This is a genomic window from Rhizobium sp. SL42 (genome assembly GCF_021729845.1).
GTDB lineage: Bacteria > Pseudomonadota > Alphaproteobacteria > Rhizobiales > Rhizobiaceae > Allorhizobium.
In genome coordinates, this window is sequence record NZ_CP063397.1 from 499,794 (window position 1) to 522,662 (window position 22,869).

General features: G+C 62.7%; 19 protein-coding genes and 1 riboswitch. Of the genes, 7 read left to right on the forward strand and 12 right to left on the reverse strand.

Features of this window, described 5'->3' with window-relative positions; all coding sequences use genetic code 11:
* Window positions 1–86: 86 nt before the first annotated feature.
* From IM739_RS02230 to IM739_RS02240, 3 genes are read right to left on the reverse strand one after another with little or no spacing between them, the layout of a single operon-like run.
* A complete protein-coding gene (locus IM739_RS02230) occupies window positions 87–3,569 on the reverse strand; it encodes an error-prone DNA polymerase (protein ID WP_237369635.1) in 3,483 nt (1,160 codons plus the stop codon).
* Window positions 3,569–4,978 (reverse strand): Y-family DNA polymerase, encoded by a 1,410-nt coding sequence (locus IM739_RS02235; protein ID WP_237369636.1) that lies wholly within the window; start codon window positions 4,976–4,978, stop codon window positions 3,569–3,571. The genes IM739_RS02230 and IM739_RS02235 overlap by 1 nt, the downstream gene beginning before the upstream one ends.
* A gap of 40 nt (window positions 4,979–5,018) precedes the next feature.
* Window positions 5,019–5,966 (reverse strand): hypothetical protein, encoded by a 948-nt coding sequence (locus IM739_RS02240; RefSeq protein WP_237369637.1) that lies wholly within the window; start codon window positions 5,964–5,966, stop codon window positions 5,019–5,021.
* Between the two features lie 159 nt (window positions 5,967–6,125).
* Between IM739_RS02240 and IM739_RS02245 the strand changes: the two genes are divergently transcribed.
* Both IM739_RS02245 and IM739_RS02250 read left to right on the forward strand, forming a co-directional pair.
* Entirely contained in the window at window positions 6,126–6,566 is a 441-nt protein-coding gene (locus IM739_RS02245; protein WP_237369638.1) for a metallopeptidase family protein, read from the forward strand.
* A 124-nt stretch (window positions 6,567–6,690) separates the two neighbouring features.
* Entirely contained in the window at window positions 6,691–7,440 is a 750-nt protein-coding gene (locus IM739_RS02250; protein WP_237369639.1) for an SDR family oxidoreductase, read from the forward strand.
* A gap of 45 nt (window positions 7,441–7,485) precedes the next feature.
* Here the strand turns inward: IM739_RS02250 and IM739_RS02255 are convergent, their stop codons facing one another.
* Window positions 7,486–7,692 (reverse strand): DUF1737 domain-containing protein, encoded by a 207-nt coding sequence (locus IM739_RS02255; RefSeq protein WP_007596895.1) that lies wholly within the window; start codon window positions 7,690–7,692, stop codon window positions 7,486–7,488.
* A complete protein-coding gene (locus tag IM739_RS02260; RefSeq protein WP_237369640.1) occupies window positions 7,689–8,612 on the reverse strand; it encodes an HpcH/HpaI aldolase/citrate lyase family protein in 924 nt (307 codons plus the stop codon). Before IM739_RS02260 ends, IM739_RS02255 begins: the two co-directional genes overlap by 4 nt.
* A 111-nt stretch (window positions 8,613–8,723) precedes the next feature.
* Between IM739_RS02260 and IM739_RS02265 the strand changes: the two genes are divergently transcribed.
* Window positions 8,724–8,954, forward strand: a complete 231-nt coding sequence (locus tag IM739_RS02265) for a hypothetical protein (RefSeq protein ID WP_007596891.1) — start codon at window positions 8,724–8,726, stop codon at window positions 8,952–8,954.
* 248 nt (window positions 8,955–9,202) lie between these two features.
* Entirely contained in the window at window positions 9,203–9,808 is a 606-nt protein-coding gene (gene leuD, locus IM739_RS02270; RefSeq protein ID WP_237369641.1) for a 3-isopropylmalate dehydratase small subunit, read from the forward strand.
* Window positions 9,809–9,979: 171 nt separating this feature from the next.
* Here leuD and IM739_RS02275 read toward each other — a convergent pair whose 3' ends face one another.
* Window positions 9,980–10,651, reverse strand: a complete 672-nt coding sequence (locus IM739_RS02275; RefSeq protein ID WP_237369642.1) for a TetR/AcrR family transcriptional regulator — start codon at window positions 10,649–10,651, stop codon at window positions 9,980–9,982.
* Between the two features lie 140 nt (window positions 10,652–10,791).
* Here IM739_RS02275 and dctP point away from each other — a divergent pair, with 140 nt between their 5' ends.
* On the forward strand, window positions 10,792–11,886 hold the full coding sequence (gene dctP / locus IM739_RS02280) for a TRAP transporter substrate-binding protein DctP (RefSeq protein WP_237369643.1): 1,095 nt from the start codon (window positions 10,792–10,794) through the stop codon (window positions 11,884–11,886).
* 92 nt (window positions 11,887–11,978) lie between these two features.
* Here the strand turns inward: dctP and IM739_RS02285 are convergent, their stop codons facing one another.
* Window positions 11,979–12,911, reverse strand: a complete 933-nt coding sequence (locus IM739_RS02285) for a pyridoxal-phosphate dependent enzyme (protein WP_237370946.1) — start codon at window positions 12,909–12,911, stop codon at window positions 11,979–11,981.
* Between the two features lie 245 nt (window positions 12,912–13,156).
* Here IM739_RS02285 and leuB point away from each other — a divergent pair, with 245 nt between their 5' ends.
* Complete coding sequence (gene leuB / locus IM739_RS02290) at window positions 13,157–14,269, forward strand: 3-isopropylmalate dehydrogenase (protein WP_237369644.1); 1,113 nt, start codon at window positions 13,157–13,159, stop codon at window positions 14,267–14,269.
* A 440-nt stretch (window positions 14,270–14,709) separates the two neighbouring features.
* Window positions 14,710–15,582, forward strand: a complete 873-nt coding sequence (locus tag IM739_RS02295) for an RNA polymerase factor sigma-32 (protein ID WP_237369645.1) — start codon at window positions 14,710–14,712, stop codon at window positions 15,580–15,582.
* Between the two features lie 146 nt (window positions 15,583–15,728).
* Here IM739_RS02295 and IM739_RS02300 read toward each other — a convergent pair whose 3' ends face one another.
* The 5 genes from IM739_RS02300 to thiB all read right to left on the reverse strand — a co-directional run bounded on the left by IM739_RS02300 (window position 15,729) and on the right by thiB (window position 22,655).
* Window positions 15,729–17,135 (reverse strand): adenylate/guanylate cyclase domain-containing protein, encoded by a 1,407-nt coding sequence (locus IM739_RS02300; protein WP_237369646.1) that lies wholly within the window; start codon window positions 17,133–17,135, stop codon window positions 15,729–15,731.
* Between the two features lie 258 nt (window positions 17,136–17,393).
* Window positions 17,394–18,920: a M48 family metalloprotease gene (locus IM739_RS02305; RefSeq protein WP_237369647.1), complete on the reverse strand. Its 1,527-nt coding sequence runs from the start codon at window positions 18,918–18,920 to the stop codon at window positions 17,394–17,396.
* 270 nt (window positions 18,921–19,190) lie between these two features.
* Window positions 19,191–19,940 (reverse strand): thiamine ABC transporter ATP-binding protein, encoded by a 750-nt coding sequence (locus tag IM739_RS02310; protein WP_237369648.1) that lies wholly within the window; start codon window positions 19,938–19,940, stop codon window positions 19,191–19,193.
* Window positions 19,937–21,604 carry a thiamine/thiamine pyrophosphate ABC transporter permease gene (gene thiP / locus IM739_RS02315; protein ID WP_237369649.1) on the reverse strand — a complete coding sequence of 556 codons (1,668 nt, stop codon included), beginning with the start codon at window positions 21,602–21,604 and terminating at the stop codon, window positions 19,937–19,939. The genes IM739_RS02310 and thiP overlap by 4 nt, the downstream gene beginning before the upstream one ends.
* 10 nt (window positions 21,605–21,614) lie before the next feature.
* Window positions 21,615–22,655, reverse strand: a complete 1,041-nt coding sequence (gene thiB, locus IM739_RS02320; protein WP_237369650.1) for a thiamine ABC transporter substrate binding subunit — start codon at window positions 22,653–22,655, stop codon at window positions 21,615–21,617.
* A gap of 46 nt (window positions 22,656–22,701) precedes the next feature.
* A riboswitch (TPP riboswitch) is annotated at window positions 22,702–22,815 on the reverse strand.
* Window positions 22,816–22,869: the final 54 nt, after the last annotated feature.

Sequence of the window (22,869 nt, forward strand, 5' to 3'; positions counted from 1 at the left end):
GTCAAACATGACTCTTACTCTCGCCTTTCTGCTGAACTGGATGCGCTTTGTCAAGAACATTCCGATGGACCGTGACACCACGCCGCTCAGTGAAAATTGCGGCCTTTCGGCATGACGCTGGCAATCGCACCATCAGAAACTACCCGTCCTGCTCTGGCTTTCCCACCGCCTGACACCTCCCTTCTTGCTGATACTTCCCCTCGTTCGGGCACCTCGTCTCCTCCCGGTCCTTCTCTGATCACCGCCAGCGAGACACGACCTGCGCCGGTCGGCGCTTCACCCCGGTCCTTATCCTGATCCCGGCCCTCACCCCGGCTATGGTCCTTGCCCTGGCGATGATCGACGCCCGGTCGCCGGACCTCGTCGGCATGGGCAAGCGTGGTAAAATCCTTCAGGTCGCGCTGCAGGATGCCGAGCCGGACCGTTGCATCGACCAGGTGATCGGCAACCACATGGATGACGCCATCCGCTTTTTGCAGCTTGCCGCGCAGACAGACGAAACGGCCCCCCATGACAATCGCCCGATACCGTTCGAAGACCTTGGGCCAGACGATGATATTGGCGACGCCCGTCTCGTCCTCGATGGTCATGAAGATGACGCCCTTGGCAGAACCGGGCCTCTGGCGCACCAGAACCAGTCCGGCAATCTGGATCGAGTCGCCGTTGCGCAGGGTCTCCAGGTCGACGGCACGGCTGAGGCCGGCCCGCGCCATGTCTGTTCTGAGGAAGGACACCGGATGCGCCTTGAGCGAAAATGTCAGCGCGCGGTAGTCGCTCAGCACTTCTTCACCCGGCAGCATGCGTGGCAGCGCCATTTCGGCCTCGCCATGGATATCCTCCTGCGGCACCGTTGCAAACAACGGCAGCATTTCCACCGCTTGGTCTCCGTCCAGCGCCTGCGCCGCCCACAGCGCATCGCGCCGGCCAAGACCAAGCGACGAAAAGCAGTCGGCATCCGCCAGCCGCTCGATCACCGAACGCGGCAGGCGCGTGCGCAGCCAGAGATCACGCACCGAATCATAGCCCGATCCGCGTTGCGCCACGAGCAGCTCCATATCCACCTTCGAGACACCTTTGACCTGCCGCAATCCCAGCCGTACGGCCTTTTCCGTCAGGATGACGCCGGCCATCTCGCGATGACGCGGCGAGATCCGCGCACGGTCGTACTCCCCCGCTTCCAGCCCGTTGTCCCATTCGGAATGATTGATATCGACAGGGCGCATCTCGACGCCATGCTCGCGCGCGTCGCGGATCAGTTGCGCCGGGGCATAAAACCCCATCGGCTGGGAATTGAGCAAGGCTGCGCAGAACACATCCGGATAGAAGGCCTTGAACCAGCAGGAAATATAGACGAGCAGCGCAAAGGACGCCGCATGGCTTTCGGGAAAGCCATATTCACCAAACCCCTCGATCTGGCTGAAGCAACGCTCGGCAAACTCCCGCTCGTAGCCCCGCCCGAGCATACCGTCGACGAAACGCGTCTTGAAATCGCTGACCTGTCCCGTCCGCCGGAATGTTGCCATCGCCCGCCGCAACCGGTCGGCCTCGGCCGGCGTGAAGCCCGCCGCGGTAATCGCGATCTGCATCGCCTGTTCCTGAAAAAGCGGCACGCCGAGTGTCCGCTCCAGCACCGGCACGAGTTCCGCATTCGGATAGGTCGGTTGCCGGCCATGCTTTCGGAATTCCTGCCGGTTTCTCAGATAGGGATGCACCATATTGCCCTGGATCGGCCCCGGTCGGACGATCGCCACCTCAATCACCAGATCGTAGAAAATCCGCGGCCGCAGTCTCGGCAGCATGCTCATCTGTGCCCGGCTCTCGATCTGGAAGACGCCCAGTGTATCGGCCCGGCAGATCATGTCATAGACCGCTGGCTGGTCATCGTCGAAGATCGAGGCAAGCGTTTCCGTGCGCCGGTAATGTTGCTCCAGCAGCTTCATGGCCTTGGCCAGGCAGGTCAGCATGCCGAGCGCCAGAACGTCGATCTTCAGGATCTTCAGCACATCAAGATCGTCCTTGTCCCATTCGATCATGTACCGGCCATCGGCCGTGTTCATGATCGGCACGACCTCGTCGAGCCGGTCGCGGGTGATCACGAAGCCGCCGACATGTTGGGACAGATGACGCGGAAAACGCTGCAACTGGTCGGCGTAGTCCATCACGCGCCGGGTTGTCGGATCGGCCAGATCGAGCCCGGCCGCCTTGGCCTGCTCCTCGGTGAAGTTTTTTGTCCACCAGCCCCAGATCGAACCGGCCAGCGCCGACTGAACGTCATCCGACAGGCCGAAGGCCTTGGCGACTTCGCGACCGGCCGAACGGGCGCGGTAGCTGATCACCGCCGCCGTCAGCGCCGCATGTTCGCGCCCATAGGCCTCGTAGATGAACCGGATCACCTCCTCGCGCCGGTTATGCTCGAAATCGACATCGATATCGGGCGGCTCGTCACGCTCGGTCGAGATGAAGCGATCAAAAAGCAGGGTCGTCTTTTCCGGGTTCACCTCGGTGATCCCGAGGCAATAGCAGACGGCGGAATTGGCCGCCGATCCACGCCCTTGGCACAGGATATCCTTGCTGCGGGCATAGTTGATGATCCGCTGCACTGTGAGAAAATAGGCTTCGTACTTCTTCTCGCCGATCAGGTTCAGCTCGTATTCCAGCAGCATCGCAACCTTTTCGGTAATGTCTTTATCCGGAAAGCGCCGGGCAGCCCCCTCATAGGTCAGCCGGCGCAAGGCCTGTGCAGGCTGTTCGCCGTCTACGCTTTCATCCGGATATTGATGCCCGAGTTCGTCAAGCGAAAAATGAAGCCGGCTAAAGAATTCGCTGGTGGCTGCGATCGCCTCGGGATGAAGCCGGAGCAGGCGCGCCATTTCCCGCGGCGCCTTCAGATGTCGTTCGGCATTGGTGGCGAGCCGAAAACCGGCTTGTGCGATCGTCACATGTTCGCGAATGGCGGTGACGACATCGGCGAGCGGTCGATGTTCGGGAATGGCATAAAACGGGTCGTTGCTGGCGAGAAGCGGCAGCTTCAGGGCTTTGCCCAGGCTTGCGACTTCGGCAAAACTCAAGCGATCCCGCCCGTCATGGCGTGGAACCAGGAGGAGATAGAGCCGGCCGTCAAGAACAGGCAAAAGGCGCGCGAGCCGACGGCGGAACTCCAGGACCTGATGCGTGTCGGCAAGCGGGGGCGGCATCGCGGCAAAGAGCAGATCCCGCGACCATTCGAACAGGTCCGCCTCGTAAAGCGTGCAGCATCCTTTCTGCGAACGCAGATTGCCGGCGCTCAGCAGCCTGCACAGGTTACCCCAGCCCTGCCGGTTCATCGGATAGGCGAGAAGCTCCGGCGTTTCATCGGCGAAGACCAGCCGAGCACCCGGCCGAAACGCATAATTGTTGGCCTTGGCCACCGCATGCAGACGCACCACACCCGCCACAGTGTTGCGGTCGGCAAGCCCCAGGCCGGCAAGCTTCAACTCCCGTGCAGCCCGCACGAGATCCTCCGGATGAGCAGCCCCTTCGAGAAAGGAAAAATTGCTGCGCGCGCCGATTTCGAAATAGACGGGCTCCATCAGGCAAACACCCCTTGCATATACCATTCAGGATGATGCGGGCCACGCTCGTAAAGTCCCTCGCGGAACAGCCAGAAACGATGGCCGGCGCTGTCTTCGATGCGGAAATAGTCACGCGGCGGGCTTGCCTCGCCATCGATCCACCATTCCGGCGCAACACGCTCCGGTCCCTCGGCACGCGCCACCCGATGCCGGCTGCGGCGCCAGCGAAACAGGGCCGGTGGACCATCCGGCAGCTCGGCGGTCACCTCGACCGGTTCCGGCCGGGCAAACAGCCGGAGCGGCCGCATTCCCCGTTGCGGTGCCAGAAGCGGCGCCGCGGGTGATGGTAGGCCGTCACCCAGAGGCTGCAGCAGCGCAGCACGATCCGGCCAGTGACTGGCAAGTGCCGTCGGCACCGTCAGGCAGCGCGGCCCGAGCCGGGCAGAGACCTGGTCGAGAAATCGCCCGAAGCGCCCCTCCGCTTCGGCCTCCTGGTCGAAATGCGGCTGGCTGGGCGACAGGCTCTCGCTGCGCAGCACATTGAGCCTGATCAACTCGAAACCGAAGCCGGCATCAAGATCATCGCGCAACACGGACAAGCGCTCCGAAAACAGCGACCGGATCCGCACCGCATCATGCAGGGGAGCCGACGTTCCGACTTCGATGCGAAAAACCCGACCATCGACGCGAAACAGCAAAAGCTCGAACAGCCGTCCGCCTTCGCCCCGGGCTTGCAACCCCGCCTTCAAGCCGCAGGCAAGCCGGCCGGCAAGATCGAGAATCTGTGCCTCCATGCTGATCGGCTCCGCCAGGCGTCGCTCGACAGAAAGCATGGCAAGCGGTCGCCGCGGCGAAATCGGCTCACCTTCGCGGCCCATCGCCCGATCAAGACGCAACAGCGGCTCTGGCCCGAAACGCCGCATGATCGGCCCCCGTGGCGCCGTCATCAATTCGCCGATCTGCTTCAGGCCAACCTTGGCGAGCTTCAGGCAGGTCTCACTCGCAAGCCGGAGTGCCTTGACCGGCAGGCCGGCCAGCACCGCCGGCACATCCGCAGGCGGAATGATCGGCGGGCCGGAAAAGCGCGCCGCGGCCCAGGCAAGCCCCGGCGTCGGGGCAATCGATCCGCGCACATCCAGGCCGAAACAGGTCAGCCGGCGTAGAAGATCGTCAAGCAGCTTTTCCTCGCCGCCGAAGAGATGGGCGCAGCCGCTGATGTCGAGCATCAAGCCGCTCTCGTCATCGACGGCGACCAGCGGCGTGTAGCGATCGCACCAGTCGGCCAGCGCATCAAGGAAGATGCGGTCGGCATCCGCATCCGCCTCGATCACGTCAAGGCTCGGGCAGATGGCCCGTGCCTCGGCCAGCCCCTGGCCAATCCTGAGACCGATCGCCTCGGCCTCATCGTCCAGCGCCGTCAGCCGCATGCTGTTGGCAACCCGCCCGGCACAGACGACCGGAGGGTGCTCAGGACGCCCGTTCGAACGCCAGGAGAGCCCCCAGCGGCGGCGCGCCAGCCTGTCTGTGGCCAGACGGGGTAAGAAGATCGCCAGGATACGCCGATCCGGAAGGGATGACGAAACTGGCAGGAGAGAGAGGCTTGAGGCGGCGGTCATGGATGATCCACTCCAGGAAAAGCGCAAAAACCCCCGACGATCGGGACTTTTCGGCAAGGACACGAAAAACGGGATGGCCGATGCTGCCGCCAAGCAGACTGCCATCCGACAATACCCGCGCCATGGCGGGTGCAGGTTCGACCAGCAGGCGAAGAGAAGCACTTGATGCCTCCTCCTCTCCCGATTGGCGAAGGAGAAAGAGCGTCCCGCCGGCTGCCCGCGCTTTCAGGGAAAGGCGGCGGCTTTCGGTCAGCCCGAATTTCTGCGGATTGCCATGCATTTCGAGCAGCACGGCGGAAAATGCGCGCGACGAAAGTGCCGCATCCGCCAGCCAGAGTGCATCCTCGATGCGCCGTGGCAGGGCATGGATGACTTCACCGGCCTCGAGCCCGAAATCGGCAAGCCCCGGCGCATAGAGAAGGCCGGTTTCGCGGCTGGCAAATGGATCGGCGATCAGAAGGCTACGGCGCGGCGTGCCGTTCCGGCCGTCAAGCAGGCGCGAAAGCGCAAACGCAAAACCGCTCGCCGCACCGGCATCCTGCATGCGCGCGCTGCGGATTTCCACCATGGTGCCGGCAACCGCGATCTCGGCCATCAGCTGGTCGAAATCACGATTGCCAGACCCCACAACATCCGGCCCGGCAGCATCCGGATTGGCGGCGATCCGGCTGCGAAGGGGGGCATCGGCATGACCCGGATCGGCCGCCATTCGGGCGGCATGGCTGGCCTTTCCCTCGATCAGGGCGACCGCCTGTCTGAGGGCAAAAAGCTGCTCCTGCGCCTGAGGGCCTGCGCCCATGACGATCTCTCCTGTCAGAATGTTCTCTTTATGTTCCTATGGATTCCAGAGCTCCGCCCAAGAGTCAACCGGATTCATTGTGAATTTATTCCTTGACTGGATTTGCCCTCGAAATGCGCGGGCGAAATGCCTATATGTCGGCGGTAGTTAGGAGTTCTAATGGCCCGCATTGACCAGACTGAAGATTGGCGCGAACGCCATGCCCCGACGATCAGCACCTTCGAGTCGCTGGCGATCGAGGCCTATGGCCACCTGCCGCAGGAGTTTCGCGCGCTGACCGGCGAGCTGATCATCGAGATCAGCGACTTCCCGACGGATGAGATCTTCGAGGACATGGCGCTGGAAACGCCTTTCGATCTGCTGGGCCTGTTCGAGGGCCGCGGCATTTCCGAGCGTTTCACCATGGAAACCGGTGAAATGCCGAACCGGATCACCCTTTATCGCCGGCCGATCCTCGATTACTGGGCCGAAAACGACGAAACCCTCGGCGACATCATCACCCATGTCCTGATCCACGAGATCGGCCACCATTTCGGCCTGTCCGACGACGACATGGAACGCATCGAGGAAAGCGCCGAAGACGCAGCCGCCGAGCGCTAGGACCACAGACATTTCGGCTCCCAAGCCAGGCATCGGCAGCGGAGGCGGAAAACGCCCGCATGAATCGGGTGGCCGCCGCCCGGCGACGCCCCTATCCGTGAACCTCCGAGACAAGGAGGTTTCCATGACAGGCATCAGGCACAAAACCGCAATCATCACCGGCGCCTCATCCGGCATAGGCCGCGCAACCGCCCTGTTGTTTGCGGCACAGGGCGCATCGCTCGTCCTCAATGCGAGGGGCAGCCAGGCTCTGGAAGAGGTCGTCGCGGCCATTCGCAGCCAGGGCGGAAGGGCCATCGCCGTGCCCGGCGACGTTGCCCTGGCGCAAACCCATGAAGCGCTGGTCCGTGTCGCAACCGACCAGTTTGGCGGCCTGGACATCGCCATCAACAATGCCGGAACCATCGGTCCGCTCAAGCCGCTCGCAGATGTCACGCTGCCGGAATGGCAGGACACGCTGGCTGCAAACCTGACCTCCAGCTTCCTTGCCGCCCGCTGCCAGATTCCTGCCATGCTGGAACGCGGCGCCGGCGCGCTGGTCTTCGTCTCGAGCTTTGTCGGAACCAGCGTCGGCATTCCCGGCATGGGCGCTTATGCCGCCTCCAAGGCCGGCATCATGGGTCTGGTGAAGGCGATCACCGCCGACTATGCGAGCCAGGGCATCAGGGCCAATGCGCTTCTTCCGGGCGGAACCGATACGGCCATGGCCGGCGACGAGGCCCAGAAGCAATGGGCCGCCGGCCTGCATGCCTTGAAGCGCATCGCCCGTCCGGAGGAAATCGCCCAGGCCGCCCTTTTCCTCGCCGGTCCGATGGCAAGCTTCGTCGCCGGCTCGGCCCTTTATGCCGATGGCGGCAATGCGGCCGTCAAGTGAAGCAATCGACCCGGAAGAGACCGATCTCCCGGGTCAACAGGCGCCTCACTGTTCGCCGAGCTTCATCGTCGGATCATAGTCCTTGCCATGCACGGTCTTCACCACCGCCTGGCCGCAATGCATCTGGTTGGTCGCCGCATTGAACGACAGGCTGGGCGCGCCATGCAGTTCCCAGCCCTTGTTCAGCGCATCGGTCACCCGATGGCAGAAGTTCGCGTCGTCGGGACCGGTAAGGAAACGATAGACTTTCACGTTGCATGGACCTTTCTGTCTTGAATGTTCTGAAGCTTGGCGAGCAGATGCTCCGCCTCTTCGAGATGCAGCCGTTCGATCATCCGGCCATCCGCATTGATGACGTTCAACCCGGCACTGTCGGGCCGGGCAAATGCCGCGACCACCAGCCGCGCATGGGCGATATCCCCGGTGCTCGGACCGAATGCCGTATTGGCGCCATCGACCTGCGCCGGATGGATCAGCATCTTGCCGTCGAAACCCATCGCCCGGCCCTGGTTGCATTCCGCGGCAAAGGCCTCAAGATCCTTGAAATCGTTCGAGACGCTGTCGATCACGTCCAGCCCGTAGGCGCGCGCCGCCAGCACCACCTGCATCAGCCACGGCACCAGAGCGCTGCGGCCCGGCGCCGCCGGCACTCCGGTTGCCTTGCGCAGATCGTTCAGCCCGACGACGAAGGCATCGAGCCTCGCAGCCGCCGTCCGGCCGCAAGAGGCAATCGCTGCGGCGTTCAGGATCCCGCGCGGCGTCTCGATCATCGCCCAGACCCTGAGACCTTCCGCCGCACCGCTTTTGTCGATCAGCTCGGCCACGCTCTGCACCGCCTCCGGCTCCTCGACCTTGGGCAGCAGCACGGCCTCGGGCATGCAGGCAAGCACGGCATCCATATCATCCCGGAAAAATGCGCTGCCGGACGCGTTGACGCGAATGATCCTCTCGCGATGGCCGAGATCGGTTTTTTCCAGAAAATCAAGGAGATTGGCGCGTGCCTCGGCCTTCTTCTCCGGCGCGACGGAATCTTCCAGGTCGAAGATCACCGCATCGCAATCCAGCGCCGCCACCTTGTCGAGCGCACGTCGGTTGATCGCCGGCACGGTCAGCACCGAGCGGCGAAGCTTCAAGGCATGCGTCAAAGGAAGGTTGTCGCGATCGGATGTCATGCTGCTGACTTCTGGCAAGCTTTGCCGCCTTGCGCAAGATGACAATTCGGTGAAAAGCCCTTGCATTCATGGCGAAGAAGGACCACCTTCGTCGTGTGAAAGGAACTCAACATGCATAATATCCGTTCCGCCGTCCTCGCCGTCGCAGGTCTAGCACTCATCGGGCTCGCCGCAGCTTTCGCTGTGTCGCTCACCCTAGTCATCGGCGCCTTCCTGACCGTGACCCTCGCCGTGCGCATGCTGATGCTGCGCACCAGGCAGGCGCCGGTCTATGCCAAGGCCAGACGCCAGGAAGACATGCGCATCTGGAACGATGGCAAAGGCACGATCATCGACCTTTGAGGGTCGGATGAAGCTCTTCGGGAGCGATCGCGCGCGCAGACTGCGACGATGAGATCTTGTGCGCCAAAGGCCGCGACCTCCAACGCTAGCCCGAACTCCGGATCTCAAGCAAGATTCCCCTTCAAATTTGTGATGTTTTGTTTTATTGCCGGGGCATTATCGCCGCTCCACGGCGCCGGCCGCCGGATAAGACAGGCGAAAAGCGCGCAGGAGCGTTGGATCACACGCCCAGATCGAAGGCAGGATTGATGGAAAAGTTCGTAAAGCTCACCGGCGTTGCCGCGCCGCTCCCGGTCGTCAACATCGACACGGACATGATCATCCCGAAGGATTATCTGAAGACCATCAAGCGCACCGGTCTCGGCGCCGGCCTGTTCGCCGAGGCCCGTTTCAAGGAAGACGGCTCGGAAAACCCGGATTTCATCCTCAACAAGCCGGCCTATCGCAACGCCCAGATCCTGGTCGCCGGCGACAATTTCGGCTGCGGCTCGTCGCGTGAACACGCGCCCTGGGCGCTGCTCGACTTCGGCATCCGCTGCGTCATATCGACCTCGTTCGCCGACATCTTCTACAACAACTGTTTCAAGAACGGCATCCTGCCGATCGTCGTCAGCCCGGAAAACCTGGAAAAGCTGCTCGACGACGCTGGCCGCGGCTCCAATGCCGTTTTGACCGTCGACCTCGAAAGCCAGGAAATCACCGGCCCGGACGGCGGCAAGATCACCTTCGAACTCGATGCCTTCAAGCGCCATTGCATGCTGAACGGCCTCGACGATATCGGCCTGACGCTGGAAAAGGCATCGAGCATCAACGTCTTCGAACAGGCGACCGCCGCCTCGCGCCCCTGGGCCTGATCAAGCGCCTTGCTGGCTAAGGTCGGACGTTCGTCTTCGACCTTGACCTGAAATATCAAACCGCCTGCAGCACCGGCTGCGGGCGGTTTTTCTTTTTTAAGTGTGCGGCAGCATCCGCCGGAGGCGCAAAAAATAAGGTCTGCATTCGGCCCGAAGCGGACATTCTGATCGTCAGATTTGCGCGGCCGCCCTCAGATATGCCCGCGACAGCAATCGCGCCTCCTCGCGAAAACCGTCAAGTATCTCTGGGCCGGAAGCCAGATTGGCAAAGCTTCCCCGCGAAAGACCGGCCAACGCCGAAAGAAGGGTGAACGATGCCTTCCTCGGCTCCGTGAATGAAGCATCCGAGGCATTGGTGAGCACCCGGACAACGGCGTTCACAAGTCTTACATGTATATCGGGGGACATCTTGAACTGATCGATGGCTCCCGCGACGCGATAGAGAGCGATTGTTGCGTCGGGCCGCGCGACCTTTACTGAGACATAGGCATCCGCGATGCTTTCAGCCAGCTCTTCCAGCGGGCGGCCATTCGCTGCAATATCCACTCGCTCCAGCGCCTCAGCCACTTCTTTGAAATGACGTAGAAGGATGGCGAACAGCAAAGCCTCCTTGTTGGGGAAGTACTGATACAGCGTTCCAACCGAAACGCCGCCGCGTTCCGCCACCCGTGTGGTGGTCAGCCGCGATAACCCTTCGCTCAGCAAAACCTGAATGGCGGCTTCGTGGATCGCTTCCACGGTGACCCCCGATCGCGATTGAACTGGGGTTTTCCGGGGTTTTAGACGTTGCGGCACAACCTGAGAGGCGTCTTTCAAAATGCGAATTCCCAACTGAAGGATCATTCAGATATACATATGGGCATTCCCCGATCAAGTGAGGGGTCAACGGAACCTTGTCATATGGCTCCAGATGATCGGAGCCTTTCTTGACAGGCAAGACACTCTTTTCCCGCTCGCGTCAGGGTTAACATGAAGGTAGCGATATGACCGAATTCAGCAAAGGCTCCATTGGAAACGGGTTCAGCCGCAGGATGTTTATCGCCTCGGCAATTGGCGCGGCCGCATCGACGCCATTGATCGTGAATGCAGCCGCTCAGGGGATCACGGGGTCTACCCGCATTCTGAGGTTTAGTGATCACGAACCGCTTGGCGGAATGCGCACACGATTTCTCAAAGATGTCGTATTCCCGGCAATCGAGAAGGAGTCGAACGGCCGCCTAAAAATCAAGGATCACTGGAACGGCGAGATTGCAGCCGCCTATGATGCATTGGGTGCCGTCACGAAGGGCACAACCGACATCGGTACGGTGGTACCGGAATATACGGCCAAGCAGATGCCGCTGCACCAGATATTCAAAAGCTTCATCCGAGGCCCCATCGGCGGCCGACAGATTGAATTCTTTGATCGCGTCTATTCGGAAATTCCCGCTTTCCCAGCAGAACTCGACGACAATAACATCGTTCAAATCTACTTCGGCACAGGATACCCGGTCGCATTTTTCAGCAACGAGCCGATGGTCGACCTCGATAAGCTGAAGGGTGGCCGATGGCGGTCTGCAAGTTTCTGGCATCTGGATTTTCTCAGGAATTACGGGGCAACTCCCGTCACCATGCACTGGGGACCAGAAATCCCGGCTGCCCTGAGGGCGAAGACGCTCGATGGCCTGATGGTGAACGTCGACAGCGGCTACATGCTGAAGGTACACGAAAACGCGCCCCATGTTCTGGTTTCAAAGGACCTGTGGCTGGGTCATGTTTACATCCTCGCTATGAACAAGGACGTCTGGAAAAGCCTTGCCCAGGAAGACCAGGACGCCATCATCCGGGCCGCCCGGAAATCCTATGCGGGATTGGATGCGGTCATGGGCGAAAGCTTCGAAACGCAATTGGAAGATTTGAAGAAGGCAGGTGCGACCGTACGTGTGCTCACTGCCGAAGAGGTAAAGCAGTTCGAAGCCGCAACCAGATACAAGGATGTTCAGTCCGCGTGGGCGCAAGGCCAGCAAGCCGAGGGTGTCGCCAATGTTGCACCTGCCATCGAGAGCGTTTCATCTATCATGGCTGATTTCATCGAGTAGAATATCCTGCGGCCGCTTTTGGCGCAAACCAGCCATGGCATCTCCAAGACTCACCCCCGCACCCGGCCCGCCCGTCTTTCCCACGACCGCCCCTAAACCAGCGTCTCCTGCCACGCCTTCAGCTTGGCGAGCGACACGCCGATGCCGCCGCAGACTTCGATCAGCGGGTTCCGGAACCGCGACAAGAGCCCGGCATGCACATCGGCCACGGCCAGCGCCGCCCCGCAGGCCGGCTCGACCAGGATGCGATAGGCGTCGGCAAACTTCAGGCAGGCGGCAACGGCTTGCGCATCGCTGACCGTCACGCTCTCGATCGGATGGCTGTTCGGTAGCTCGAAGACATGTTGCGCCACCTGGCGGGCGCCGAGAGAATTGGCAATCGAGGTGATCGCCGGCAGCGTTACCCGCTCGCCGGCAACAATCGCTGCATTGAGCGAAGCCGCTCCTTCGGTTTCGACGGCGATCACCGGCACATGCGAAAGCCCGTTGCGCCGCAACCCCTCGACGATACCCGCCATCAGCCCGCCGCCGCCGACGCTGGCGATGACGCAGTCGAATTCCGCCCCCTTCGCCACCACTTCGTCGATCAGCGTGCCATGACCTTCCCACAGCAGCGGATGGTCGAAGGGATGCACATAGGCCGCCTTGCGCGTCTCGGCGAGGGCGATCGCATGGGCATTCGCCGCGTCGAACACCGAGCCATGCACGAGAACGGCGGCCCCCGTCGCCGCAATCAGCAGTCTTACCTCGACCGAGGTCGTTTCCGGCACCACGATCGTCACCGGCACGCCGAGCGCACGGCCCGCATAGGCTGCCGCAATGCCGGCATTGCCGCCCGAGGCGCAGAAGATCTCCCGCGCGCCTTTTTCCACCGCGTGCTGGCAAAGCCGGCCGACGCCGCGCAGCTTGAAACTGCCGGACGGCTGCAGCGCATCGAGCTTCAGCCAGAGCGGCCGGCCGCTTTCGCTATAGGCTTCGGGCGCGCGAAACAGCGGCGTATCGATATGCAGGGCAGGCGCGGGCATGGGTGTCATCGGGTCACCGGATTTGGACAGGCAGAAATTGGACAGGTCGGAATTGGATTGGCCCGCTTTTTTACAGGCCCGTTTTGGATAGGGATGTGTCCTTGTGACCGCCAAACGCCCGCCCGTCAACCGATCAGGATGCGACGGCACACCCCGCAAACCGTACCGTTTCCGCCCCTTGCTCGCTTGAAATGCCGGGGGTCGGGGTCTAAGAAACCGCAACTTGTTTTTCAGCGGAGGCTATCATGACTGAGCGCAATCTTCTTCTTCTGCCCGGCGACGGCATCGGCCCGGAGGCCATGGCCGAGGTTCGCAAGATCATCGCCTATATGAATGCCGAGAAGGCTGCCGGCTTCGTCATCGAGGAAGGCCTGGTCGGCGGCTCCGCCTATGATGCCCATGGCGCAGCGATCTCGGAAGAAGACATGGCCAAGGCGCTTGCCGCCGATGCCGTGCTGTTCGGCGCCGTCGGCGGTCCGAAATGGGATGACGTGCCCTACGAGGTGCGCCCGGAAGCCGGCCTGCTGCGCCTGCGCAAGGATCTCGAGCTTTTCGCCAACCTGCGCCCGGCGATCTGCTATCCGGCGCTCGCCAACGCCTCGTCGCTGAAGCCCGAGCTGGTCGAGGGCCTTGACATCCTGATCGTCCGCGAACTGACCGGCGGCGTCTATTTCGGCGAGCCGAAGACCATCACCGACCTCGGCAACGGCCAGAAGCGCGCCATCGACACCCAGGTCTACGACACCTACGAGATCGAGCGCATCTCCGCTGTCGCCTTCGAACTGGCCCGCACCCGCGGCAACCGCGTCTGCTCGATGGAAAAGCGCAATGTGATGAAGTCCGGCGTCCTGTGGAACCAGGTCGTCACCGCAACGCACAAGGAAAAGTATTCCGACGTCAAGCTCGAGCACATGCTGGCAGACGCCGGCGGCATGCAGCTCGTTCGTGCGCCAAAACAGTTCGACGTCATCGTCACCGACAACCTGTTCGGCGACATGCTGTCAGACGTCGCCGCCATGCTGACCGGCTCGCTCGGCATGCTGCCGTCGGCCTCGCTCGGCGCGCCCGATGCCAAGACCGGCAAGCGCAAGGCGCTCTACGAGCCGGTACATGGCTCGGCCCCCGACATCGCCGGCCGCGGCATTGCCAATCCGATCGCCATGATCGCCTCGTTCGCCATGTGCCTGCGCTACTCGTTCAACATGGTCGAGGAAGCCGACCGGCTGGAAAAGGCGATCGCCAACGTGCTCGACAAGGGCATCCGCACCGGCGACATCATGGCCGAAGGCGCAACAGAGGTCGGCACCGTCGAAATGGGCGATGCGATCCTCGCCGAATTCAAGGCCCTGTCGGCCTGATCGATCCCTTTCGCCTAGGCGAAAACAGTCAACGGCGCGGAGCAATCCGCGCCGTTTTGCGTTGTCCCATCCGGCGCTCCCTTTGGCCACATCGCTTTGTCGTCCCGCCTTTCGTCGCGATGGACTGCCAGGCAATGCTCACAACTGCGTGAGAATCCCGCCGCCTCCCTGAGCAGCAGCAATCCGGACACATCTCTCGAGCGTAATCAGGACAGACAAAGCCTGAGGTCCGCCGCGGCCGTCGCGACAGATCGCCCAAAATCCGGCCTGAACTAAGCCGGCCTGAACTAGCCAAACTTCGACCAGACGCCATGACAAACCGCCTCAACAAGCCGCCTCAACAAGCCATGGAACATCCGCGCCCTTTGTCCGTTGATGCTGAAATGCGCAAATGAGGCTCTTGCCAGCAAACGGTCCGCACCGACCATGGAGAGATTTCGATGAAAGCCATGTCCGCTGACAGACACATCATCAAATATGCGATGTCGCAGCCCTACCTCGAACGGCAGGAAGAGCTGGATCTGGCGATCCGCTGGAAGGACAACAACGACCAGGATGCGCGCAACCGCATCGCCCAGGCGCATATGCGCCTCGTCATCGCCATGGCCTCGAAATTCCGGGGCTTCGGCCTGCCGCTCAACGACATGATCCAGGAAGGCTATATCGGCCTTCTCGAAGCCGCCGCCCGCTTCGACCCCGGTCGCGAGGTGCGCTTCTCGACCTATGCCGGCTGGTGGATCCGCGCCTCGATGCAGGATTATATCCTGCGCAACTGGTCGATCGTGCGCGGCGGCACCAGTTCGTCGCAAAAGGCGCTGTTCTTCAACCTGCGCCGCCTGCGCGCCAAGCTCGCCCAGGGCGACAACCGGTTGAGCGATCAGGCCATCCACCAGGAAATCGCCTCCGCGCTCGGCGTCAGCCTCGCCGACGTGCAGTCGATGGACGCCCGCCTGACCGGCAATGACGCCTCGTTGCAGACCCCCGTCGCCGGTCGCCATGGCGAAGGCACAGAGCAGCTCGACATGCTGGAAAGCAACGAAACCCTGCCGGACGAGCAGGTAACCAGCATCATCGACGGCGAACGCTGGACCGGCTGGCTGAAAACCGCCCTGACCCAGCTCAACGAACGCGAAAGCCGCATCATCAAGGCCCGCCGCCTGACCGAAGACGGCGCCACGCTCGAAGAGCTCGGCGTCGAACTCGGCATCTCCAAGGAACGCGTCCGCCAGATCGAGACCCGTGCGCTGGAAAAGCTGAAATCCGCGCTCACCACCCGCGTACCGGCAGCCAGCCGCTACGAGATGGCCTATTGAGGGCCGTCAGGGATTAAGCAAAAGAAGCCGGTGGAAACGCCGGCTTCTTTTTTCCCTGCGTTACATGAGCGAAACCTTGGCACCATTTTGAAAGCAGCCATGGCGAAATGGCTGGACTTGACCTTCACGTCGGCGAGCAGACCGGCTCACGACAGTGCGAAAATCCTCACCTCGCGCCCGATACCGTGCAGCTCCTCCATCCGGGAGGCCGATGTGATGCCCCCGTTGCGCAGGATCTGTGAAACCTGGGCGTCCCCGACGATCGCCTCCGTCGTCATGATCACATTCGGATCGGCAAGGCCCTGGACACGCGACGCGATATTGACGGTTTGGCCGAAATAGTCCTGACGGTCGTTCAGGTTGACGGCAAGGCATGGTCCCTCATGGATGCCGATCTTCAGGAGAAGGTCGTCGCTGCCGTGTTCGGTATTCAGCCGCAGCATCGCCTCGCGCATCCTGAGCGCAGCCGAAACCGCCCGGTCCGGGCTCGGAAAGGTCGCCATCACGGCATCGCCTATGGTCTTGACCACGGCTCCCGCCTCGGTGGCGACGATCTCGTGAAGAACCCGGAAATGCGCCCGCACCAGATCGAAAGCGGCAAGATCGCCGACACGCTCATAGAGCGCAGTCGAGCCTCTGAGGTCGGTGAACAGGAATGTCAGGCTGGTGATCTTGAGGCGCTGGTCGACGTCGAGCGTATCGGTCCGATAGATGTCCCGAAAACTCTGGTTCGTCAGCAGCCGCTTGGCCGTCAGAAAGGCGCGCCTGCGGCCCAGAAGCTCGTGCAGATCGTCTCCAGCGATGCAGACATTCGGCACCACCCTGCGATCGGTGTGGTTTTCGAGGGTCAGCCGCAGCTGGCCGGGACGCAGGATCAGCGTTTCATTCGGCGTGTGCGCCCGGCTCATGACCATCGAGAGGTTCTGGCGCTCTTCGGTTGGCTCGCCCTGCACGTCGATGAATTGCGCCGAATGCGTCACCGCATCGAAGATGATGACGAACTGCGCCGGCAGCTGCAGCGAAACGAAAGCCTTCTCGCCCGGCGCAAGCTCGATCATCTCCAGAAGGATGCGTTCGAACCGCGTCTCCAGATCATCCGGCAGGTCCACGCCGGAGCTGAAAAAGATCTGCCGGTAATATTCAAGCGGAGACAGCCGATCAGGGTCGTGGGCCGCAATTTTGCGCACTCTCGGACTGACGGTAAAGGTGACCTCGACCATCTCGTCGAGGGTCGGTTCGTATCCGGCCGCGCAGAGCGCACAGTGGTAGGTGTCCTGGACCACTCCCTTGAGGGTGGCACCGCTGTCGAGGACGCCGCCGCATCCAGGGCAAAGGACATTCCAGGTCATCTCGAATGCGCCGATACGGGCGGCATGGAGAAGCGCCGCGATCGTCTTCTCCGCATCGAGATGATGTTTGTCGGCAAAGGCAAGCGCATTGATACGATTGAGGTCGCGGTCCGAGCCATGCCGGACAACGTTTTCGATACACGCCACAGTCTGCGGGTCAGCCGCCTGTCGCAGGGTGGAAAAAAGCACGTCCATTTCACTCATGAGACAAGTCTCCGTGCGGAACCCACGGCGGACGACGCCAGGACCGCAATCATACCATGGGATTGCAAGTGTCCTAAAGAAAATCGATAGGCCGGGATGCCGTTCGTTCCCCGATCTGCTTGGATCATCCCTATGGGGTGCCGGCATGCGAGGATATCCCGGCTGTTTCGGTAGCCACCTCGAGCAGATCGCCTCCGGGTTCGGGACGTAGCCACCGGCCCCACCCAGCGCACGACCGGGCTCTCAGTGAGGAAAACCTCACTCGGAGATGATCTTAACCCGCATGCCCGGTGCCACCGTCGATGTCGGTCCCAGCGCGTTGATCAGCCGGAACAGTTCGAGCTTGCGATCGGTGCCCATCATCCGGGCCGACAGCGTGCCGATATCGTCCTTTGCCCCGACGGTGACGACACGAACCCTGAGCGGCTTCAATGTCGCGGCTTCCTCCGGCGAGATCCGCCGGAAGCTCGTGCGCAGCTGCTGCGCCGTCGGCTCCAGCGCCGCGCTGCCCTTCGGCACGGCGGTGAGGAAGCGGAAGATCTGCGTGCCGATGCGGATCACGGTAATGTCGAAGTCCCAGCGATCAGCCGAGGCCCGGGCCGTTGCCGCCTCCAGCCCGTTGATCGTGGTCATCTGGATGGTTTCCGGCAAAAGGCCGGTTACCCAGCCGCTGGAAATATAATTCGACAGTGTCATCTTCTGGCTGTCGGCGACGCCGTCGAAGCGGATCGCCACATCGCCCGGCCCGGTAGCCAGCACGGCCTCGACCTTGTTGTCGATCTGGAAGCCCGCCGGCACGTCGAAGCGGATGCCGAGCGTGCCATGCAGGAAGGTCTGGCCGCGCACATAGCCTTCCTGCGGGCTGTCGCCATAGAGCAGGCCGTTGATGCCGTTCAGATAATAATCGCGCCCGGTCTCGCCATGCGTGCCTTCCGGCCCGAAGGCCCTTGCATGGCGCTTGGCGAGATCGACGCGCTGCGGCGCGTTCGGATGGCTCGACAAGAAGTCGAGACTCTGGTCGGCATCGGGATCGACCGAAGTGAACTGGCTGTAGCGCGCCATCGAATCGAGGAAACGCGCCGCCGCATAGGGGTCGTATCCGGCCTCGCCCAGCGTGCGAACGCCGATCACGTCGGCCTGCAACTCCTGCTGACGCGAAAACGCGGCAAGCCGCAACTTGCCCCGGGCAAGCGCCTGCTTGCCGGCCAGGTCGCTCGACAGGACTTCCGCCACCACCCGGCTGGCGATCACTTCCGCCTCTTCGCGGCGCTGCCGCTCGATGCCGTGATTGGCGGTCACATGCGCCATCTCGTGGCTGAGCACAGCTGCGACTTCCGACGCGTCATTGGCCAGCGCCAGCAGCCCGCGCGTCACATAGAGATAACCGCCCGGCAGCGCGAACGCGTTGATCGCCGGCGAATTGAGGATGGTGATGCGGTAGGACTGGTTCGGATTTTCCGATACCGCCGTCAGCGCCCCGGCAATGCGGGCGACAAGCCGTTCGGTCTTGGCATCGGAATATTCGCCGCCATAGGACGCCACGATGCGCGGATGTTCGCGTGCGCCCATCTGCGCCCGCGGATCGTCCTTCTGCACCTCGTCGACGATCTGCGGATTGGTCGACGGCGCAACGCTCGGCACATAGGCCTGTTCGAACAGGGACTGGCAGGACGACAGCAGGAGGCCAAGGCTGACGATGCCAGCTATCGACGAGACAAACCTCGCGGACCCGCGCCACCGAACAGTCTCGGCGGCCAACGCGCTGTTCCCGGTCAAAAACTGCATCCTGCCCCTTTGCCTAAACCTTCGTCAGCGCCTGTCGAGCCCGAGATCCCGGTCGATGGCCACGCAATCTGCCTGCCAACCAAACCGAGAATCGGTCCATCCCATCAAGCATCTGCCGCCATTTCACACAATGCGAAAAAACCGCATGCTGAATAAGATAGTGGCGACACACGATATGACCAAGGCTTGTTAACGCCAAGCACCCATTCCCTTGGCGCATGACACCGGCGAACGACGAAATTAAGGCGAAGGCGGCCCGCCAGTATCCGGTTAGGCATCCGGTTCGGCATTCCGTCTTGCATCGAGCCCGGCAAAGAGCCGCACCCCGTCGAGATCCTGCCGGGCAAAAAACTCGGCCGCCGCCGCCGCAACCAGAACGCGACCGGCCTCGAGGAAGACCACGTCGCTGGCCAGCCGCTCGACATCGCGCGGATCGTGGGTGACGAGCACGATCGTCGCGCCGGTCTCGTGGTGCAGGTCGGCGAGCTGCTCGACCATCACCGCCCGCAGGCCCGGATCGAGGGCGGCAAACGGCTCGTCGAGCAGCAACACCGGTTTTCGGCGCACCAGCGCCCGGGCAAAGGCCGCGCGCTGCCGCTCACCACCCGACAGCGAGCCCGGCAAACGCCGCTCGAAGCCGCCGAGCCCGACCCGGTCGAGCGCAAGCGACACCGCCTGCCGGTCCGCCGGCGCAAGCCGCAGCGCCGGATGGATGCCGAGCCCGATATTGGTGTAGAGGTCGAGATGGGCAAACAGGTTGTTGTCCTGGAAGACCAGCGACACCGGCCGCGCGGCCGGGGCAAGTCCCGTGACATCCTGATCGCCGATCAGCACACGCCCGCTGTCCGGCCGCTCGAAGCCGGAGATCAGGTTGAGCAAGGTCGATTTGCCCGAGCCCGACGGCCCGACAATGGCGGTGATCGCCCCCGCCGCGAAGCGGCAGTCGAAGGAAAACGCCGCGTCTCCGAGTGTCAGCCGAACCTTGTCGAGGCGGATCGACGCCGATCTGTCCGTCGTCATCTGCCCGTCTCCCCTGATCTTGATTTGTGCCCCTGCACTTGCCCCGCCTCCGGCGGCGCGCCGACCAGCGCAAGCGCCAGGCAGATGGCCCCCAGGATGAGCGCGAGGCCATCGGCGTCATGACTGCGATAGCTGCCCATGCGCGCATAGATCAGCGACGGCAGCGTCGAGATATTTTCCGAGCCGAACAGCGCAACCGCCCCGAGATCGCCCAGCGACAGCGCCATGGCAAAGGCCAGCGCCATGGCCAGCGGCCGCTTCAGCACCGGCCAGTCGACCAGCCGGAACCGGGAAAATCCACCAAGCCCGAGCGAGATCGAAAGCCGGGTGGTCCGCGCCCGATGCTCGACAAAGGCCGGCTCCAGCACCCGCATGGTGAACGGCAAAGCCATCAGCGCATTGATGCCGATGACGATGACCGGTGCGAAGCCGGCGATATCGCCTGTCTGGCGCAGTGCCAGAAACCAGCCGGTCGCCAGCACGCTGGTCGGCACCAGCAGCACCAGCGACGAACTTGCCCCGAGTGCCGCCGAAAACAGCCGCGCTCCGATGGCGGAAGGACGCGACGACGAAAGCGTGGCCCGGGCCGATACCACGCCGTAAGCGCAGGCGAGCGACAGCAGGCCGGCCGACGAGGCGACCATCAGGCTGGTGCCCGCCGCCTGCCGGAATGCCGGCTCCAGCGCCAGCTTGAGCAGATCGGCATTCACCCCCGAGACGATCACCTGCGCCAGCGGCAGCACGAGAAACAGCGCCGCCAGCAGCAGAATGGCAGCGTCCAGCAGCCGGATCGGCAGCCCCATGCCGTCAAATCGCGGATAGCGCCTGCCGCTGGTCTGGCCGGTATCGACCGCCGCCGGCAGCAGGCTGAGGGCGCCAAGGGACGCACCGGTGACGACGATCTGCATCAGCGCCAGCGACACCGCCCGTTCCGGATCGAAATCGAAGCGCAGCGCCTGATAAATCGCCACCTCGATCGTCGTTGCCGCCGGCCCGCCGCCAAACACCAGCACCAAGGTGAAACTGGTGGCACAGAGCATGAAGATCAGCCCAGCCGCGCCCGGAATGACCCGCGCCAGCACCGGCCATTCGATGAAGCGGAAGATCGACAGCGGCGACAGGCCGAGGCTTGCCGCCGAGCGCCAGTATTCCGCCGGCACCCGCTCCAGCGCCGACAGCATCAGCCGGGCGGCAAGTGGCAGGTTGAAGAACACATGCGCGATCAGGATGCCGGAAAGGCCGTAGATCGAGACCGGCTCAGCAAGGCCGGCAAAGGAAAGGGCATCGTTGATGATGCCCTGCCGCCCGAAGATGCCGATCAGTCCGAGCGCCCCGATCAGCACCGGCAGGCCCATCGGTACCGCCATCAGCCGGATCAGCCAGCGACGGCCGACAAACGCCGGCTGCCGGGCCAGCGCGCTGGCGACCGGAAGGGCAAGCATGATCGACAGGGCAGTCGAAAGCGCGGCCTGAAACAGCGTGAAGCGCAGCACCGAATGCACGACCGGATCGCCGATCACGCCGAGGAATGCGCCGTCCATCCGTCCGCTGAGCAGGGCGACCAGCGCCGTGCCGATAAAACCCGCCACCAGCGCCAGCACCAGGAGACCGCCGGCCAGAGCAGGCAGTTCCTCCGCGTTTGACAGGATGCGCGGGCGTGCCATGCCGCGATGCTCAGTTCAGCGTCATCGCCGCCAGCCATTCGTCGATCCAGGCCTTGCGGTTGGCGGCGACCTCGGCCGAGTTAATCAGGAACGTTGTCTTCGGCTGCACCAGCTTGCCGAAAGCGTCCGGCAGCGGCTCTGATGTGGCAGCCGCCGGCATCATCCAGTTATTGGTCGGGATCGTGTCCTGGAAGCCCGGCTCGAGCATGAAGGCGAGAAACTGCCGGGCAAGATCCTTTTCCGGCGCGTTTTTCAACAGGCCCGCGACCTCGATCTGGATGTAGTGACCCTCGGAAAACTCCGCCGCCTGATAGCGGTCGGTTTCTTCCGCCACCATGTGGTAGGCCGGCGAGGTTGTATAGGACAGCACCATCGGCGCCTCGCCCTTGGTGAACAGGCCGTATGCCTCCGACCAGCCTGGCGTCACCGTCAGCACGCGGCCCTTGAGCTTCGCCCAGGCTTCCGGCGCCTTGTCGCCATAGACCGACTTCACCCAGAGAAGCAGGCCAAGCCCCGGCGTCGAGGTACGCGGATCCTCGATGACGATCTTCTGGCTCGGATCGCCGTCGACCAGTTCCTGCAGGCTCTTCGGCGGGGTCTTCAGCGTCTCGGTGTCATAGATCACGGCGAAATGACCGTAGTCATAGGGCACGAAGACCTCGTCGGAAAAGCCGCCCGGCACCTTGGCCTTGGAAAGGTCAACGCCAGAGGCCTCGAACAGGCCGGTCTGCTTGGCCTCTTCGGTCAGGCTGGTGTCGAGGCCGAGAACCACATCGGCCTTGGAGCCTTCGCCTTCCAGCTTAAGCCGTGTCAGCAGCGCCACGCCATCGGCCACGCCGACGAAATTGACCGTGCAGTCGCAGGTCTTCTCGAAGGCTTCCTTCACCTTCGGCCCCGGACCCCATTCGGAAATGAAACTCTCATAGGTATAGACGGTCAGCACCTTGTCGGCGGCATGCGCCGGCAGCACCAGATCTGACCCGAGAAGGCCTGTTGCGAGAAGCGCTGCGGCCAGGCCGGAACGCAAGGTGTCGACGAGATATGATGGCATGACGCCCTCCTCCTAAAAAACAATTGATCTCGGGATAGGGCGCTTTGCGATCGACGCGTCTAATCCCTCCGCCGGTGTTAACCGGATCAGGTTCCGCGGGTTGGCTGTCGCCTCTCAGCATTTCGTCCCGATGGAACGAAAGGCACCCCGTTAGAGCACTGTTGAGATAGCGCGGCGCGCGGATCAGCGCAAGATGCGCCATCCACGTCACGCA